The organism is Bradyrhizobium altum (genome assembly GCF_020889705.1).
GTDB classification, from domain to species: Bacteria; Pseudomonadota; Alphaproteobacteria; order Rhizobiales; family Xanthobacteraceae; genus Bradyrhizobium; species Bradyrhizobium altum.
The window spans coordinates 37,012-52,178 of record NZ_JACMYP010000010.1 but is presented as its reverse complement, the minus strand read 5'-3'; the positions used below and the strand labels follow the sequence as shown (position 1 = coordinate 52,178).

Below are 15,167 nucleotides of genomic sequence, written 5' to 3'. Positions count from 1 at the left end.
CATCGACGACAGCTCAGGCCGGATCGCAGCCGAGGGAGAAACCTTCGACTGCGCAAGCTCCATTGTGTTTGCGGTGGTGTGCGATCTGCTCGCGAGTGACGGTGCGTCCTTCTGGATCAAAGTTTTAGACGAAGACAAGTGAGTAGATATTGGCGCCGGACTGCTGCAGCGACGCCGCATAGCCAGCCGCACCGGTTAGCCGCGAGACTGCCACCCGCCCCCAAGGCAAGAGTGCCGGCGTTGAGGTCACAGGTGAAGGTGTTGGCGCCATTCAGGGTCAAGGTGGCGGCGCCATGCTTGATCAATCCACCCGGCCCCCGAAATCACACCGCCAAGCGTGACGGCTTGCCCGCCGAGCAAATCCGGCGAGGTGCCCGCATGCAGCAAGATATGGGGCAAGGCTCAGGGAGGTGGTGCCATCCAGCGTCGCATTGCCATTTACAGTCAGCGTGCCCGTGCCGAGCGCAGAGTTGTTGCCGAGCAGCAAACCATCCGCCCAGCCCGGGCGGTCCAGGGTCATGCCAAGCAGCAGCGCCACCCCCGCCCGCAGCGATCCGCGTCGGCCGGCACCCGCTTGCGATCGCGTGTGGTATCACGTGCGCTGGCCAGCCCCGCGACCGCGCCGCCCGTTTGATGCTCTCCAGCCATTTTTGCAATGCACTCGGGGCGACATGAAAAACGATCTCAGTATGAAAACGCTTAAAGCAGTATCTCAGCGGGTGCCCTGGAACCATGCCAACGGGTGTGACGCTGGATCGTCGTCACTCGCACCACAATATTTCGGGTGTGGCCGATCCCGGCTCTTCGGGACATATCGAGCACCTCTCCCCTCATCAGCACGACGATGTCGGCGAGATCGCTATGTCGGCTCTTCCAGCGGCTCGTCGTATTGCGTTCCTCCCAGGTTCTCTGGCGTCGACGTCATGAGCATCCAATTCCCCCGAGAAGCGCGCATGAGCTACTGCCGGAGCTGTAATTTACGGAGCAACCTTCGCGCTGTCGGGGCTCAAGTACCGGGGACCGTTAGCTAGGGTTGTTGGGCATGGTCCTGCCCCCATTGACATGCTGCACCTTGGTATCGGTCGCGATTTTTGGGCATATCGCCTTGCTCGGAGCTCGCAAAGCGGAGAAGACCCGTCGGCTAGAAGCACGCGCCTTGGATTTCCACTCTGCGCATAGCTTCGCCCTTTCTCTCCCTCCGGTATTGCTTTCCGGCAGGCCACTGACGAAGTGGGGCCCATCATGTTGATGAGCTAGGTACTCGTTTCCCTTTGGCATCGCCCACCACATTGTGCGGTGCTACCTGAGAGCTTTTTGGGCGCTCTCCCAGATCAGGTCGGTGCGGGTGGTCATGCCGTTGACGACATGTTCTGCCTCTCGACCCTCACCCGGGATGCCGGGTTACCGTGTGGTCGCAGGTCGCAATGGGCACAGCGTAGCCTGCACTTTGCATTCCGATCGCGCAAAGGCGTGTAGCGTCCGGCTCGCTACCGCTGTTTGAGAGAGCGGCCCTCTGCGGTCATTCATCTGCGGGGCGTGTACTCGCCTGCCGGCGACGGGATCATGGCCGATCTCGACCCGTCGCTATTCTCACGCTGATTGCCAGTGGTGTGTTGACGGCGCCGGAACTCCGAGCGGACAGCCCTCGTCCACACCAATGCCAATCATGTGTGATGTCGACGTCAGCGCTCGCGCGCCGAACCGTTGCTCAGACAACCCTTGGGGCGCGTCTCACTTGAAGCCGACGTTTCCTCGGTATAATTGGAGTCACTGCAGCGTTATCCGAAGTCGAATTGGCCCTCGCACTGGCGGTGCGGCGGCTTCGACTTTTTGGAGTGGGTCGACCTCGACGAGCGGCCTCTTTGAGCCGGATGATCGTGGTCGGGGCAACCTTCGCGCCTAGTGTTAACGGACGCCCTCCCCAGGAGCCCGGCGGCCACCGAGTTCCCGGGGGCCAAGGTCTTGTATCCAACACGTCCGGCCAAGCCATCCTGATCGCGCAGCGAGGCGTTAGGGCTTTCCGGTGGTGGGATAGCCTCCCCCCGGAATAACACTTCTGAGCGCCGACCGCCGACGAGAAAAAGGGCTTCCAACGAGCGAAGCACGTCTTGGTCTCATCAACCGTCAGCTTGGAAGCTTCCTTGAGCGTGGCTTTAAGCGCCCAGGCGGCGCTGCCCTCCTCCAGCCGATCAGCACCGAGCTGGGATCAAAGCCGGCCGAGATCAGCGCCCGGGCGACGAAAGGCTGTCTGCTTAGGAAAGAGCTGTGCCATCGGCCGGCTCAGCTTGGTAGCGGCCGTGACGGCTCTCGTAGCTTCGACCGCATGCTGAACCAAGAGCACTGCAACCGAGAGCGCCTTGGCGAAGAAACTGTCGTCGTCGATGCCGAGCAGGACCAAGCGGACAGCGAGCCAGCCTTGGGAGCCTCGATCAGCACGACAACCAAGAGAGATGGGCCGCGGGCGGGCGCCGCGATCTGGAACATGGTCCCGCCGAGCCCGGCATCGGCGACCATGACGGCCTGCACGAGCAAGCCGGTACGCAGGACTGGCAACAGGGAGCGATGGCATGAACGATCAAAAAGACCACCCCTGGCATCGGCGCCATGCTGTTCGGATTGCCTGCCAGCTTCCCGAAGATCCCCAGACGCACTTGCTGCGTCTAGCTGAGCAGCTAGTGACGGGCTTCCTGTTTGAATCCGAACACGCAGGCCAGACGCGGCCGATAGTGTCCGTCGTGCACCGTCTCGAGCCTCGCGATCGCGCCTGATCGCCAAGCGCTGTCTCAAGAAAAGACGCTGCCGGTCTTGAACTGGGACACTGAAATTCCCAGCCATAACGGTCCTGTACGAACCAAGCCACAGGCCGATGACAGTCGACAATATCGCTGGTTCTTGCCGGCTCTCAGTCTGCCCCAGCATCAAGTGCGCGTGAAATGTGAGGCCGTTCACACTCGATCATCGCGAGTTGATCTAAACGCAAATGCGGGTGGCAGCTCGGTGTCGGAGAGTCGTGATGCCGTTTTTTAGCAGCCAAAGTTGGTCGGCGACAGCCGGCGCATCAGTGCTCAGTATGCTCATCGTGGGAGCGGTCGCTTTTGCGGCCGTTCGTTACGTGGAGTGGTCATCGGACGCTAATCTGGCCCGGTTCATGAGCCAGGCCGAAGCCGCCACGGCTGTCTCGGTTCCCATTCTGCCGGTCAAGGGGCGAACAGGTTGCGAGCAGAGCAATATGCCTTCGGTGCTTTCTATGCCGCTCGAATGACACCAGTCGACTGCGCCCGATTAACCTCCCAAGGAAACTACGCCGCCGGGCTTGAAATACAGCGTCCCGGCGGCGCCCTGTGCTTCCAGCCTGGGCCCTGAAATCCCCAGTATCCACAGGCTAGCAGGCCTTAGGTCAATTGACTGTGGCCTCGTTAACACATGGTTAAGGAAGAGGAGCCGGCACCAGGGCCCGTGCGCCTGGCTCCTCCCCGAAACGCGACCGCGCGAATCCCCAATCGGTCCCGTCCCGCAGGAAAGCGTGCGCCGGCTTGGTTGCTGATTTGCTAACGCCTAGGGAACAAGTGGCAATGGCGGGAGTCGTCATGTGCTCCCCTTCAGGCGCCCATCCCGACTGGGAGTTTAAGTGGCGGCCCTGGCGCTGCCCGCGCTGGGGTCGCATTTCGCCTTTCGGCGGAGTTGGTGACGGCTTCCTCGAGTCCGAAGAGGGCTGCCTAAATACAGCGACCGATAAAGTCGGTAGTACACAGCCGCTGATCTCCCGCGATCGGGCCTGACGAGCTAAGCCCGCCGGTTCACGGCGGGCTTCAACTGGCGAAATAGGCCATCCGAACGGGCGACCGCCGCACGCCCGCCGCGGTGATCTCGTACCGAACTTTGCCGCTCTGAAGCATACTCGTGGTTGCCAGTTTCGCGGGCGGTTCGCTTCGCACCGGGATAATCAATTGTGGATGGCACTTCTATCGCGCCACCGCTCTGTGCAAGTCCACGAAGGAATTCATATTCGTCCATCCGTAGCATCATTGCTTCTCTCTGTTGTCCCATGCTTGAGACACGGAGTTGCCGGAACGTTTCGTAATTCATTGAAACTATGCGAGCACGGTTGTGACACCGTGCGACAATAAACAGCGCACGTAAATATTCGCGAAGTGCTTGAAAAAATTCAATGACCCGACAATTCCACCGGGTCCAGCACTTTCGTCCTTTGCCGTCCTCGCAACAGCGGGAATGCTCTAGCGGTGTGAGGGCATGCAGACGCGAGCCTCTGAACAAATTGAGTTCTTGGGAAATAAAAAGATACGACGCACTGTGCGAGATAACGGAAGAACCTATTCCTTCGTACACAGCCGATGTCCGTAGTTTCGTTTAGCCAATTCGTAGTCCATGTATTGAGATTTTGCATTTTGCACTTTTTCTATGGGACATCTTTCGTTCCAGTAGGGCCAATACTGTAAGGCCGGTTCAAAAAGAATTCGCGGTTGCCGTGAGCGGCTTCGGCGTATTGATCAATGGCAACCTGGACGGCCTGAACATGGTGATAGCACCAGCCTTCACGAGTGGAGAGTTGCCGAACTTCGTTTAGCGCCCTGACAAACGGCGGCGGATTTTCCCAATCATCGAACCACTGCGGACGGTCGTTCACCATGACCGACCTCCCAGAACCTTGCCTTTTGGCTTCGGCAGTGCAGCTTTCATGCGGTCGCGGTCAGCACAAAGCATGTCGATCTTGTCGAGCATCCGTTGCAGCAGCGCCTCGGCCGAGCTGGTCGGGATACCGGCTCTCTGGAGCTGAAGGATTTCCTTGCGCTGGCGGCCGACCTGCACGCGCATGCGCTCGATCTCCGAGCGGACGAATTCGAGCGTAGGCATAATTCGCTCTGATTTCGCGACGAGCCCCATAAGAACGAAACACGAACAATGAGTCAAGACTGCAAAATGGAGCCGCCTTAGGGCGCGTGCAGTATAAATCCGGGATGTCCCCTTTCAAGGGCAAAGTCGACACGCGACGCCGTCACGAGGGATGCCTGCGATGACCCAGCGAACTCGGCGTGCGGGCAGAAGCATTTGTTGTATGATCTTTCCGCCAGGGGCACGCCCTGCTGGACGCACCCCAGCAAGGAGGCGATTTTGAAACACAGAGAAGTCGAAACTGCGCTTCGCGAAAGCGAGCAACAACTGCGATGGCTGGCCTCCATTGTCGAGTCAAGCGACGACGCAATTGTGAGTAAGAATCTCGACGGCATTATTAGGAGTTGGAACAGGGGCGCCGAACGCATTTTCGGCTACTCGCCCGACGAGGCGATCGGTCGACCCATTACACTTGTGATCCCCGAGGACCGGCAAAGCGAAGAACGCGAAATTCTCACGCGCGTAAGGCGAGGTGAGCGCATCGACCATTTTGAGACCATTCGGCAGACTAAGCATGGAAGCCTGATCGTCGTTTCGCTGACCGTTTCTCCTGTCAAAGATGCCAATGGCAAAATCGTTGGTGCATCAAAGATCGCGAGAGATATCACCGAGCAAAAGAAGAATCACGAGCTGATCGCGACATTGGCGCGCGAGGCCGAACACCGAAGCAAAAACATGCTTGCGAGCGTTCTGGCGGCGGTTAATCTTTCTCAATCAAGCTCGCCGGAAGATCTCAAACGGACGATCGTTGGGCGCATCGACGCGCTTGCAAAGGTTTGCTCACTCTTCGTCACGACGCGCTGGATCGGTGCCGATCTATCGGCGATCGCCGAACAGGAACTGGCTCCGTATTCTGCGAAGCGACTGCGGATAGACGGACCGCAAATCGTGTTGGAACCCGGCATCGCTCAGGCAATTGCCATGACGCTGCACGAGCTGGCGACCAACGCTGCGAAGTACGGTGCTTTGTCACACCCCAACGGCCATGTTCACCTGGAATGGTCGGATGCGGCTGACCGTCAATTGCGTCTTTGCTGGACAGAGACGGGTGGTCCAACCGCGCAGGCACCCACGCAAAAAGGTGTTGGTAGCCGTATCATTGAAGGGATGATCACCCAGCTAAAGGGGAAGGTTTACTTTGAATGGCGCAAAGATGGACTGGTCTGCGAAATTTCTGTGCCCGTCTAATTGGTCGATTTCCTGGTGGCGCCGACCTTGCCGCTTAAGCGTCCCCAAGGCATCAAGATGCCGGGCTTCATCAAGCCGCAACTCGCCACGCTCCGGAGCAAAGCGCCCAAGTCCGGCAACCACGAGATCAAATACGATGGCTATCGGGTTCAGCTTCACCTGAACCAAGGGAAGGCCAAGGCGTACACCCGCAACGGCCTCGATTGGACCAAGCGGTTCGCGGTCATCGCTAGGGCTTTCGACATCCCGGGCCAGGCTATCATCGATGGCGAAGTCGTCGTTGTTCTTGAGGGCCGTACCAACTTCGGCGAACTGCAAGCCGACCTTGCAAGAGGCAGTCAGGATCGCTTGCTGTATTACGCCTTCGATCTTCTATGGCTCGATGGGCAAGACCTGCGGAAGCTGCCGCAGATCGAACGCAACTGGATGCTACGTGGCTTGTTCGACGCCTACGAACTCAACCCTCCGGTCCTGTATAGCGAGCACCTAGAAGGCGATGGGCAAGAGCTGTTCGAGCACGCGAGCAAGCTGAACTACGAAGGCATCGTCTCGAAGAAGGCAGACGCGCCCTACCGCTCCGACCGCAATGACGGTTGGCTGAAGGTCAAGGCGGTTCAGCGCGAAAAGTTTCCAGTGGTTGGGTTCGTAAAGGACTCAACGGGTGTGCCCGCGCTCTATCTCGTAAGCAAGACGGCCGAGAACTGGTGTATATGGGCAAGGTTGGCACCGGCTGGTCGCGCACCGTCTCCAGCCAAATCCGCAAGCAACTCGACACGGTTGTTAGTCCGAAGTCTAAGCTGACCCGGCCGATCAGAAAGCCGAAGGCGACCTGGGTTGAGCCGAAGTTCTATGCTGATGTCGAGTACCGCAGCATCACGTCCGAAGGACTTCTTCGGGCTAGTTCGTTTAGGGGTCTGTCGAAGCGCTAGTAGGAACTAGCTTTGGGATGGCGACGTTACTGCCGCGACGGCCACTTTTCAAACCGCCCGGCCATAGCCTGATCTTTGGACCAAGACACCCGGCCGCAACTTTTTATTCTGGGATAAGAGGCATGCCAGACAATCTTACGAACCGCCTTCAGCCTGACCGCTCGAAGATCAACATGCACGAACCACACGAGGTTAAGTACTGGACCCGTGCGCTTGGCGTCTCGAAGGATGACCTTCAGAAGGCGGTCGAGAAGGTCGGCAACTCCGCCGCCGCGGTCCGCAAGGAACTAGGCCTTCCCGACAAAACGAATGACCAAGCCTAATTGTCCAATCTGCTTCGGCCTAGGTTGGGTCAGCGAAAACCATCCGCATTTACCTTGGACGGCAGAGGCGCATGGCTGTCAGTGCAGCGCTGGCATGCCTTGCGGTGCAATCGGGCGGATGGGATAGATGAACCTGACGTGAGCAAAGTCATCGAGCAACCGGAATATTCGGGCTACCGACGAGCTAGGAACGCACCAAGAAAGAATGCGACAGCAAGCGACTGAAGCGGAACTGCCCGGGTCGTTTCACTCAAATAGTGCAGCCACCGATCATGCTGTGGGAAATGTTGCAACGCGTCGTCTTGGGCCATCCGCCGGACCGCTTCCGAAGCTCGGTCTATTCGCTCCTCGGGTGTGGCAGTAGGTGCATCAGAGCTTTCGTCAGTCATGCGGCAAGCCTCCTTGGGTCGGTCACAGACACCAAGCGGACTTCCTGCTTGAGCGCTAACGCCCGGTGAACATCGACTGTTCCTAGAGTTGGTACCGCCCGTTCGGGCCGATAGCTGATCGGCGGCCTCGCGGGCACCTTCGCCAAGACCGTTGGCGGGACGGCTTGTCCGTCGTACAATCGGCATAGCTTGGATCGCGGGGCCATGGTGCAGGAGAAGCCAGGTCGGAAAGAAGGCTGTCGGCCATAATGGCCGCCGATGTCGCCGGTTATTCGCGGCTCATGCACTATGACGAAGAGGCTACGCACGCCAAGCTGAGCAAACTTCTCGCAAGTGACGTTGAGCCCGCTATTGCCGATCACGGCGGCCGTGTCGTGAAGAACACCGGAGACGGGTTCTTGGCAGAGTGTTCGAGCGGCATTGCGGTTTCAATCCCGCATCCACGAACTGACGGCTGCCGATCCGGAAGACGCCCATATCGCCTTCCGCGTGGGCGTCAATATCGGCGACGTAATCGTCGAGCCCCACGACATATTCGGAGAGGGCGTCAATATCGCTGCGCGTCTTGAAAGCATTGCAGTCCCCGACGGCATCTGCATCTCATCTTCTGTTTCGTAATTGACAACTTCGCACATCTCCGCGTGAAAGAGCCACTGGAGTCACTCAAACTCCCAACACCACCTTTCGCGTTCACCGTATTTCTTGAGTCTCTTCGAACGCCAAGCTCTGCTGAGGCGGTTCAAAGCTCGGTGATGATCCCTGCTCCGCCGCTTCACTCTCAGGGCCGTTCACGCTTCCCTGGACATCAATCAACTTCCGGGGACGAACGCTGACGCTGGCCTCAAACAGATTTTTCTTGATCTCCCGGTGCACACGTCGTGCACACGCCGACTTCTAACCCATTGTGGAATTTGAACTCTCGCTCCAATCCATCATGGGGCTGTGGCAAACTTGCGATCTAAGCTATATGCATGAATTGTCTAGGACCATATATGCATGAATTGGAAGAGGAAATCGCTTCTTCGGATTATCAGTGCCCACGGCACGCATGAGAGCGAGGGTGCACACGTCACTCGCACAGGATGCATCAGGGCCCTCAAGTCGGGAAAGCGGATCGGTTATACTCATCCAGCAATGTGAGTATAAATTGCGCGTTCATGCCGCACCTATGTGATCCGTGGCGGCTTCCAAAACAGGCTCTCTTAGCCACGCTGCAGCCTAGACGATCTACCCAGAGGCCGGGCCTAAGCGGCCGCCGGCAGCGCTTTATCTGCCGCGCGAACGCCGATTTAGCTTTCATCGAGATCGCAACCTGAATCTCAATAGAGCTTGCGGAGCGTGTTGGCGCGAGATCGATCGAGCTCATCTCGTTGCCTCGCTTCGTACCGCGGCCTCGCGGGGCGGGTCGATTCAGCGACTGTGGCTGTGAAGTGGCTCACATCCGGCAAGACAATCTACGTGTATCCGTCGTACCGGGTGGAAATGGCAGATGGAGATGCGCATGAAACGCCTCATGCTCTCGCTCATTGCGACCTTGCTTCTCGTCGGTACAGCCACCGGCGTACTGAGATCGCACGCACTCCTCCATTTTGGACGGAGCGGTATGCCATCTATTCAAGAATTGCAGACAGGCCAGGCAAGTAAATTGCCCGATCAGGATATCCAGGACCGCTCTGTCGTATTTGCGAGAGAGCCGGCACAGTGAAGCAGACCATCCGCTTCGAATGATCTGTCTCACCGTCTCACTCGGCTGCCGCCTTTGCGGGTTGTGGCTGGCTACCGCCCGTTCCCGTTCGCGCCATCTGCTGATCGAGCCAGAGGCTGTGGTGTTCGCGCGCCCAGTTGACGTCGACCTCACCTGAGCCCATGGCCTCGAACGCACCTTCCATTCCAATCGTACCGATATAGATGTGCGCGATCATCGTCGCGACGAACAGCACGGCCACTACGGAGTGGACGATCTGGGCCAGCTGCATTCCCTCGATCCCAGTGACATAGAACGGGAACATCAGCTGGTATCCCGTAACGGCAACCAGGCCGCCGCCGATCACGACGATCCAATAGATCATCTTCTGGCCGGCATTGAAGCGATAGGCCGGCGGATGATCATGGCCGACAATGCCCCCTCCCCGCCTGATCCAGGCAACATCCACCTTGTTCGGGATATTGCCGCCGATCCACATCAGGAAGATCAGGACGACGCCGATGGTGAACGGGAAGCTCAGATAGTTGTGGGCATATTTGGCCCATTGCGACCACTCCGAGAAGGCCTCGAAGCCGATCAGCGGCAGCAGCACCGGCCGACCGAAGGTGATATTCAGTCCGGAGATCGCCAAAATGATGAAGCAGGTCGCTGTCATCCAGTGCACGAAACGCTCAAAAGTGTCGAAGCGCACGATCGTACGGCCGGATCGTCCGCTCTCCAGACGGACCATGCCACGGGTGAGATAGAAGATCACGAGAACCGCCATCATGCCGACGATAGCGACGCCACCGATCCAGCGGAGCACAACGTTGCGGAATTCACGCCACTCACGGCCAGCCGGCTGCATAAGCACGCTGGAACGCTGGTCGGGGATGCTGACGCGGCCCTGGATCCGGTCCGCCTCCTGCAGCAACTGCCGCTCGTTGACCGAACTCGCGGTCGGGTTGATCTGCTGGGCCAGTGACGGTGCCGGTGCCGCCGTGATCAACAGAAGCAATGCCCACCCACCGATAGCGAGGCGAATGACCCTTCCAAATGACGACATGAACTCCTCCCGGCATTTACGCCACGTGACGGCGGCCTCCATCAGGATTCAATCGACTCGCGATAGGCGGTCTTCCAACCCCAGGCACCCGAGCCGTAGCCGCGTTTCATCACGCGTTCCTTGTAGATCTGGGCGATGATCTCGCCGTCACCGGCGAGCAGTGACTTGGTCGAGCACATCTCGGCACAGAGTGGCAGCTTGCCCTCGGCGAGCCGGTTCGCACCGTACTTCTCGTATTCCTCCTTGCTGCCGTCGGCCTCAGGGCCACCGGCGCAGTAGGTGCATTTGTCCATCTTGCCGCGCGAGCCGAAGTTTCCAACTTTGGGATATTGCGGCGCTCCGAACGGACAGGCGTAGAAGCAATAGCCGCAACCGATGCAGAGATCTTTGGAGTGCAGCACCACGCCATCGGCGGTGGTGTAGAAGCAGTTCACCGGACACACGGCCGCACAGGGCGCGTCCGTGCAATGCATGCAGGCCATCGTGACCGAGCGCTCACCGGGCTTGCCGTCATTGATGGTGACGACCCGGCGCCTGTTGATGCCCCAGGGTACCTCATGCTCGTTCTTGCAGGCCGTGACGCAGGCGTTGCATTCGATGCAACGGTCGGCGTCGCAGAGAAATTTCATACGTGCCATCGTCGTTGCTCCCTATGCCGCCGCGATCTGGCAAAGAGTGACCTTGGGCTCCTGCATGCCCGTCGCGGGATCGTATCCGTACGTAGTGATCGTGTTGGCGCTTTCGCCGAGAACGATTGGATCGGTACCCTTCGGGTAGGCGCCGCGAAGATCCTTGCCCCCCAGCCAGCCGCCGAAATGGAAGGGCATCCAGGCGACGCCCTTGCCGACGCGCTCGGTGACGAGCGCTTTCATCCTCGCCCTGGAATTGTTTTCGGCACCCGTGACCCAGACCCAGCCGCCGTCCTTGACGCCGCGATCGGCAGCATCGGCGGGATTGATCTCGATGAACATGTCCTGCTGCAGCTCGGCAAGCCACGGATTGGTACGCGTCTCCTCGCCGCCGCCCTCATACTCGACCAGACGGCCCGACGAGAGGATGAGCGGAAACTGTTTGGCAATCCCCTTCTCCACGGCTGCCTTCTGCACGGAAAACCCGATATTGGGCATCCGGAACTGCTTGGCGTCGGGCAGCGTCGGATATTTGGCGACGAGGTCGACGCGCGGCGTGTAGATCGGCTCGCGGTGAACAGGAATCGGATCGGGCAAACCGAAGGCATTCATGCGCGCCTTGCCGTTGCCGTAGGGAACACAGCCATGCGCCAGCGCCACGCGCTGGATGCCTCCCGACAGGTCGAGCGCCCACGACACCGTGTCCGGATTGGCGGGATTGATCTTGTTGATCACGGCCTTTTCCACTTCGGTGAGCTCGGCGTCCCAGCCGAGCTTCTTCAGGCTCGCCAGCGTGAACTCCGGGTAGCCGTCCTGAATTCCCGACCCTAACGAGTACGAGCCATCCGCGAGCAGGCTCACCTTTCGCGTCGTGCCGTCCGGCAGCTTCTCCTCGCGCTCGATGCCGAACCGCGGCCGGAATGTGCCACCGCCATCCATCACGTGCAGATTGGTGTTGTAGAGTAGCGGCGTGCCGGGATGCTTGACGTCCGGTGATCCCCAGCATGGCCAAGGCAGGCCGTAATAGTCGCCGCCGACCTCGGGATCGTCCTTCGGCGCCCGCATCGTCAGCATGTCGAACTTCGCCTGGTTCTTCATGTGCGCCTTGAGGCGCTCGGGCGATTGCCCGCAATAGCCGGTCGACCAGCTGCCGCGGTTCATCTCGCGCAGCACATCTTCTGCCTCAGGCAGATTGTTCTCGACCTTGATGTTCTTGAACATCTGGTCGGCGAAGCCGCACTTCTTCGCCATCAGATAGATGATCTCGAGATCGTCCTTCGATTCGAAGATTGGCTTCACGATCTGCTCGCCCCATTGCAGCGAGCGGTTGGAGGCAACGCGCGACCCCTTGCATTCGAATTGCGTGGCGACCGGCAGAATGTAGACGCCATCCTTGCGGCCCGCCTCGACGGAGAGCGAGGCCCAGGTCGTTGGATGCGGGTCGGCAATGACGAGCAGCTCAAGCGCCTTCAGACCATTGAGGGATTCAGGAATGCGGGTGATGCTGTTGGAGGCGTGTCCCTGCACGAACACCGCCTTCACATTGTCTTTCTGCGCGACCTGATCCTTGGGCAACGTCACTGCCTCGAACCAGCGGGTCAACGGAATGCCGGGGGTTTCCATAATCTGCTTGGAGTCGAAGCGCGACTTCAGGAAGTCATAGTCTACCTCCCAAACCCGCGACCAGTGCTTCCACGCACCTTCGGCAAGGCCGTAGTAGAACGGCAACGTCACGATATCGAGGCCAACGTCGGTCGCGCCCTGCACATTGTCGTGGCCGCGGAAGATGTTGGCGCCCATGCCCGGTCCGCCGACATTGCCGGTCAAGAGCAGCAGGATACAGCTCGCCCGCACATTGGCGGTGCCGACGGTCTTCTGGGTCTGGCCCATGGCCCAGATCAGGGTTGCCGGCTTCTCGGTGGCGAACATCTTGGCGACCCGCTTGAGCTGTTCGCCGGGAATGCCGGTGACGCGCTCGACCTCTTCCGGATTCCATTTCGCCACTTCCTTGCGGAGATCGTCGAAGCCGTAGACGCGCTGTCGGATGAATTCCTTGTCCTCCCAGCCGTTCTGGAGGATGTGCCACATCATGCCGTAGAGCACCGGGATGTCGGTGCCCGGACGCATCCGCACATATTCCGTCGCGTGCGCCGCGGTGCGCGTCATGCGCGGGTCGATGACGATGAAGTTGGCCTTTTGCAGCTCCTTGCCCTCGAGCAGATGCTGCAACGACACCGGATGCGCCTCGGCCGGATTGCCGCCCATGATCATCTGGGTCTTGGCATTGCGAATATCGTTGTAGCTGTTGGTCATCGCGCCGTAGCCCCAGGTATTGGCGACGCCGGTGACGGTGGTCGAATGGCAGATGCGTGCCTGGTGGTCGGTGTTGTTGGTGCCCCAGAACGCCCCGAGCTTGCGGAACAGATAGGCGCCTTCGTTGGTCATTTTGGCCGATCCGAGCCAATAAACGGAATCGGGTCCCGATTTTTCGCGAATCTCGAAGATCTTGTCGCCGATCTCGTTGATCGCCGTGTCCCACGAGACGCGCGTCCATTGCCCGTTCACGAGCTTCATCGGATAGCGCAAACGCCGCTCGCTATGCACCAGCTCGCGTACGGAAGCACCTTTTGCGCAATGAGATCCACGATTGATGGGGGAATCCCAGCTCGGCTCCTGTCCGATCCAGACTCCGTTCAACACTTCCGCGGTCACGGTGCATCCGACCGAACAATGCGTACAGATGCTTTTCTTGACGGTGGCGCCGGCGGTCAGCGGACCCGCCATGGCCGCATCCGCCTTGCGCACGCCGAAAACCGGCATGGTGCCGAGTGCCGCGAGTGCGCCACCCGCAAGACCGGACCGGCGCAGGAAGGTGCGGCGATCGAGACCACTGGTCTGGCTCGCGAGGACGTCTGCGAAAGAGCCGCGGCGGTCGGATCCGGAATGCTGATGTGTGCGCTTGATAAGCACGGCAGCCTCCCTCAGGCGGGATAGCGGTTGACGCGGTAGTAAGCCTTCACGTGATCGGATTCCTTGTAGCGCGCCTTGCGCTTCTCATCGTTGTTCTCGCTGTCGGCCTCAGCGGAGCCGACGAGTGGCGTCGCCAGCGTGGCGCCAGCGCCCACCGTGCCGATGCCAACCTTGCGGAGGAAGTCGCGGCGTCCGACGGTCGCTTTCTTTTCATCGCTCATCGCATCTCTCCCGAACCAACGTGTGGGTGGTCAATTGGCGAAGGTGAATCCTTGCATCTCGATTTCGATAAACAGGCGGCCGAGGGTGCCAACCACACGATAGAATTTTGCACTTGCCGCCTGCTCCAAGTCGGCGAACAGACGTCCCATCCATGGCGAGATGTGTTTGTCGAACAAGGCGCGCTGCGCCTCGAACGACGCTTCCAAGCGGCCGCCAACCATTCCTGCCATGACCTCGCAGAGCATGGCGGCATGATCCTCAGGCTCAGAACTGTTCGCGGCGCGCTCGATGCCGAGCGCAGCGAGATCGGCCCTCAAGCGTGACAGCGGCCGTTCGTTGAGGAAGCCGGTCAAATAATAGGACTCGTAAGGCAGCAACTCACCGCGGCCGAGACCGACGAACAGGTCAAAATATTCGCGCTCGACTTGACCTGCGATCGTGCGCATCGCGGCTTCCGCCAAGGCGGCGTGAGCCTGTCCAAGCGGCGTCCCATCTCCGCTCAAGCCTGCAAGCAGATCGAGCAAGCTCTTGGACGGTGCAACCGCGAGCAAGGCGGCGAGAAGGGCATATTCCTGCGCTCGCGCGACATCGATCGGATCGATGCTCTCTGGCGATACCGTGCGCTCGTGATGGTGATCAGGATAGAGATCAGGCCGCAGTTCGGCGCGGGGAACACCCGTTGCCGCTTCCACCGCAATCACCCGCTGAGCGGGTACCTTGCTCCAGTTCGAAACCGAGGGCTGGCTGATGCGGATCTTGCGCGCAAGCTGAGCCACGCCGCCTGCGGCGTCAATGGCGCGATCAAGCCCGGCGTCACGCATAAGGACCTCTGTTGCCTGAGACCCGAGTGACTGAT

General features: G+C 59.6%; 16 protein-coding genes and 1 pseudogene. 7 read left to right on the top strand and 10 right to left on the bottom strand.

Translation table 11 applies throughout. From position 1 onward, the window contains the following. Positions 1-116: 116 nt before the first annotated feature. From H8B02_RS48815 to H8B02_RS05330, 3 genes are all read right to left on the bottom strand, one after another. Positions 117-305 carry an autotransporter-associated beta strand repeat-containing protein gene (locus H8B02_RS48815; RefSeq protein ID WP_376711595.1) on the bottom strand — a complete coding sequence of 63 codons (189 nt, stop codon included), beginning with the start codon at positions 303-305 and terminating at the stop codon, positions 117-119. Next, positions 302-538, bottom strand: coding sequence for a hypothetical protein (locus H8B02_RS05335; protein WP_229165199.1), 237 nt, complete (start codon positions 536-538; stop codon positions 302-304). Before H8B02_RS05335 ends, H8B02_RS48815 begins: the two co-directional genes overlap by 4 nt. Positions 539-2,206: 1,668 nt before the next feature. Beyond that, complete coding sequence (locus H8B02_RS05330) at positions 2,207-2,398, bottom strand: hypothetical protein (protein WP_229165198.1); 192 nt, start codon at positions 2,396-2,398, stop codon at positions 2,207-2,209. A gap of 615 nt (positions 2,399-3,013) precedes the next feature. On the opposite strand from H8B02_RS05330, the gene H8B02_RS05325 reads away from it, so the two are divergent. Then, positions 3,014-3,262, top strand: coding sequence for a hypothetical protein (locus H8B02_RS05325; RefSeq protein ID WP_229165197.1), 249 nt, complete (start codon positions 3,014-3,016; stop codon positions 3,260-3,262). 1,155 nt (positions 3,263-4,417) lie between these two features. On the opposite strand, the gene H8B02_RS05320 is transcribed toward H8B02_RS05325, so the two are convergent. Further along, positions 4,418-4,648 carry a hypothetical protein gene (locus H8B02_RS05320; RefSeq protein ID WP_229165196.1) on the bottom strand — a complete coding sequence of 77 codons (231 nt, stop codon included), beginning with the start codon at positions 4,646-4,648 and terminating at the stop codon, positions 4,418-4,420. Then, positions 4,642-4,833 (bottom strand): hypothetical protein, encoded by a 192-nt coding sequence (locus H8B02_RS05315; RefSeq protein ID WP_229165195.1) that lies wholly within the window; start codon positions 4,831-4,833, stop codon positions 4,642-4,644. Before H8B02_RS05315 ends, H8B02_RS05320 begins: the two co-directional genes overlap by 7 nt. A 237-nt stretch (positions 4,834-5,070) precedes the next feature. On the opposite strand from H8B02_RS05315, the gene H8B02_RS05310 reads away from it, so the two are divergent. The 6 genes and pseudogenes from H8B02_RS05310 (at position 5,071) to H8B02_RS05290 (ending at position 9,445) form a co-directional block, all read left to right on the top strand. Beyond that, a complete protein-coding gene (locus H8B02_RS05310; RefSeq protein ID WP_229165194.1) occupies positions 5,071-6,099 on the top strand; it encodes a PAS domain S-box protein in 1,029 nt (342 codons plus the stop codon). Further along, entirely contained in the window at positions 6,100-6,900 is an 801-nt protein-coding gene (locus H8B02_RS05305; protein ID WP_312000629.1) for an ATP-dependent DNA ligase, read from the top strand. It begins immediately after the preceding gene. Next, entirely contained in the window at positions 6,810-7,028 is a 219-nt protein-coding gene (locus tag H8B02_RS48405) for an ATP dependent DNA ligase (protein WP_312000628.1), read from the top strand. The genes H8B02_RS05305 and H8B02_RS48405 overlap by 91 nt, the downstream gene beginning before the upstream one ends. A gap of 122 nt (positions 7,029-7,150) precedes the next feature. After that, a complete protein-coding gene (locus H8B02_RS05300; RefSeq protein ID WP_229165193.1) occupies positions 7,151-7,351 on the top strand; it encodes a DUF3606 domain-containing protein in 201 nt (66 codons plus the stop codon). Between the two features lie 637 nt (positions 7,352-7,988). Beyond that, positions 7,989-8,349, top strand: a pseudogene (locus tag H8B02_RS48810) (adenylate/guanylate cyclase domain-containing protein); the annotation flags it as partial. Between the two features lie 892 nt (positions 8,350-9,241). Then, positions 9,242-9,445 (top strand): hypothetical protein, encoded by a 204-nt coding sequence (locus H8B02_RS05290; RefSeq protein WP_229165192.1) that lies wholly within the window; start codon positions 9,242-9,244, stop codon positions 9,443-9,445. Positions 9,446-9,482: 37 nt separating this feature from the next. Here the strand turns inward: H8B02_RS05290 and H8B02_RS05285 are convergent, their stop codons facing one another. Genes H8B02_RS05285 through H8B02_RS05265 form a run of 5 tightly spaced genes read right to left on the bottom strand, consistent with a single transcriptional unit; the run spans position 9,483 to position 15,132 of the window. Continuing rightward, entirely contained in the window at positions 9,483-10,490 is a 1,008-nt protein-coding gene (locus tag H8B02_RS05285; RefSeq protein ID WP_229165191.1) for a formate dehydrogenase subunit gamma, read from the bottom strand. Between the two features lie 41 nt (positions 10,491-10,531). Continuing rightward, positions 10,532-11,128, bottom strand: a complete 597-nt coding sequence (gene fdh3B / locus H8B02_RS05280; protein ID WP_229165190.1) for a formate dehydrogenase FDH3 subunit beta — start codon at positions 11,126-11,128, stop codon at positions 10,532-10,534. A gap of 12 nt (positions 11,129-11,140) precedes the next feature. Further along, positions 11,141-14,089, bottom strand: a complete 2,949-nt coding sequence (locus H8B02_RS05275; RefSeq protein ID WP_229165189.1) for a formate dehydrogenase subunit alpha — start codon at positions 14,087-14,089, stop codon at positions 11,141-11,143. An 11-nt stretch (positions 14,090-14,100) separates the two neighbouring features. Further along, positions 14,101-14,310 carry a twin-arginine translocation signal domain-containing protein gene (locus H8B02_RS05270; protein WP_229165188.1) on the bottom strand — a complete coding sequence of 70 codons (210 nt, stop codon included), beginning with the start codon at positions 14,308-14,310 and terminating at the stop codon, positions 14,101-14,103. 30 nt (positions 14,311-14,340) lie between these two features. Next, positions 14,341-15,132, bottom strand: coding sequence for a molecular chaperone TorD family protein (locus H8B02_RS05265; RefSeq protein ID WP_229165187.1), 792 nt, complete (start codon positions 15,130-15,132; stop codon positions 14,341-14,343). Positions 15,133-15,167 lie beyond the last annotated feature (35 nt).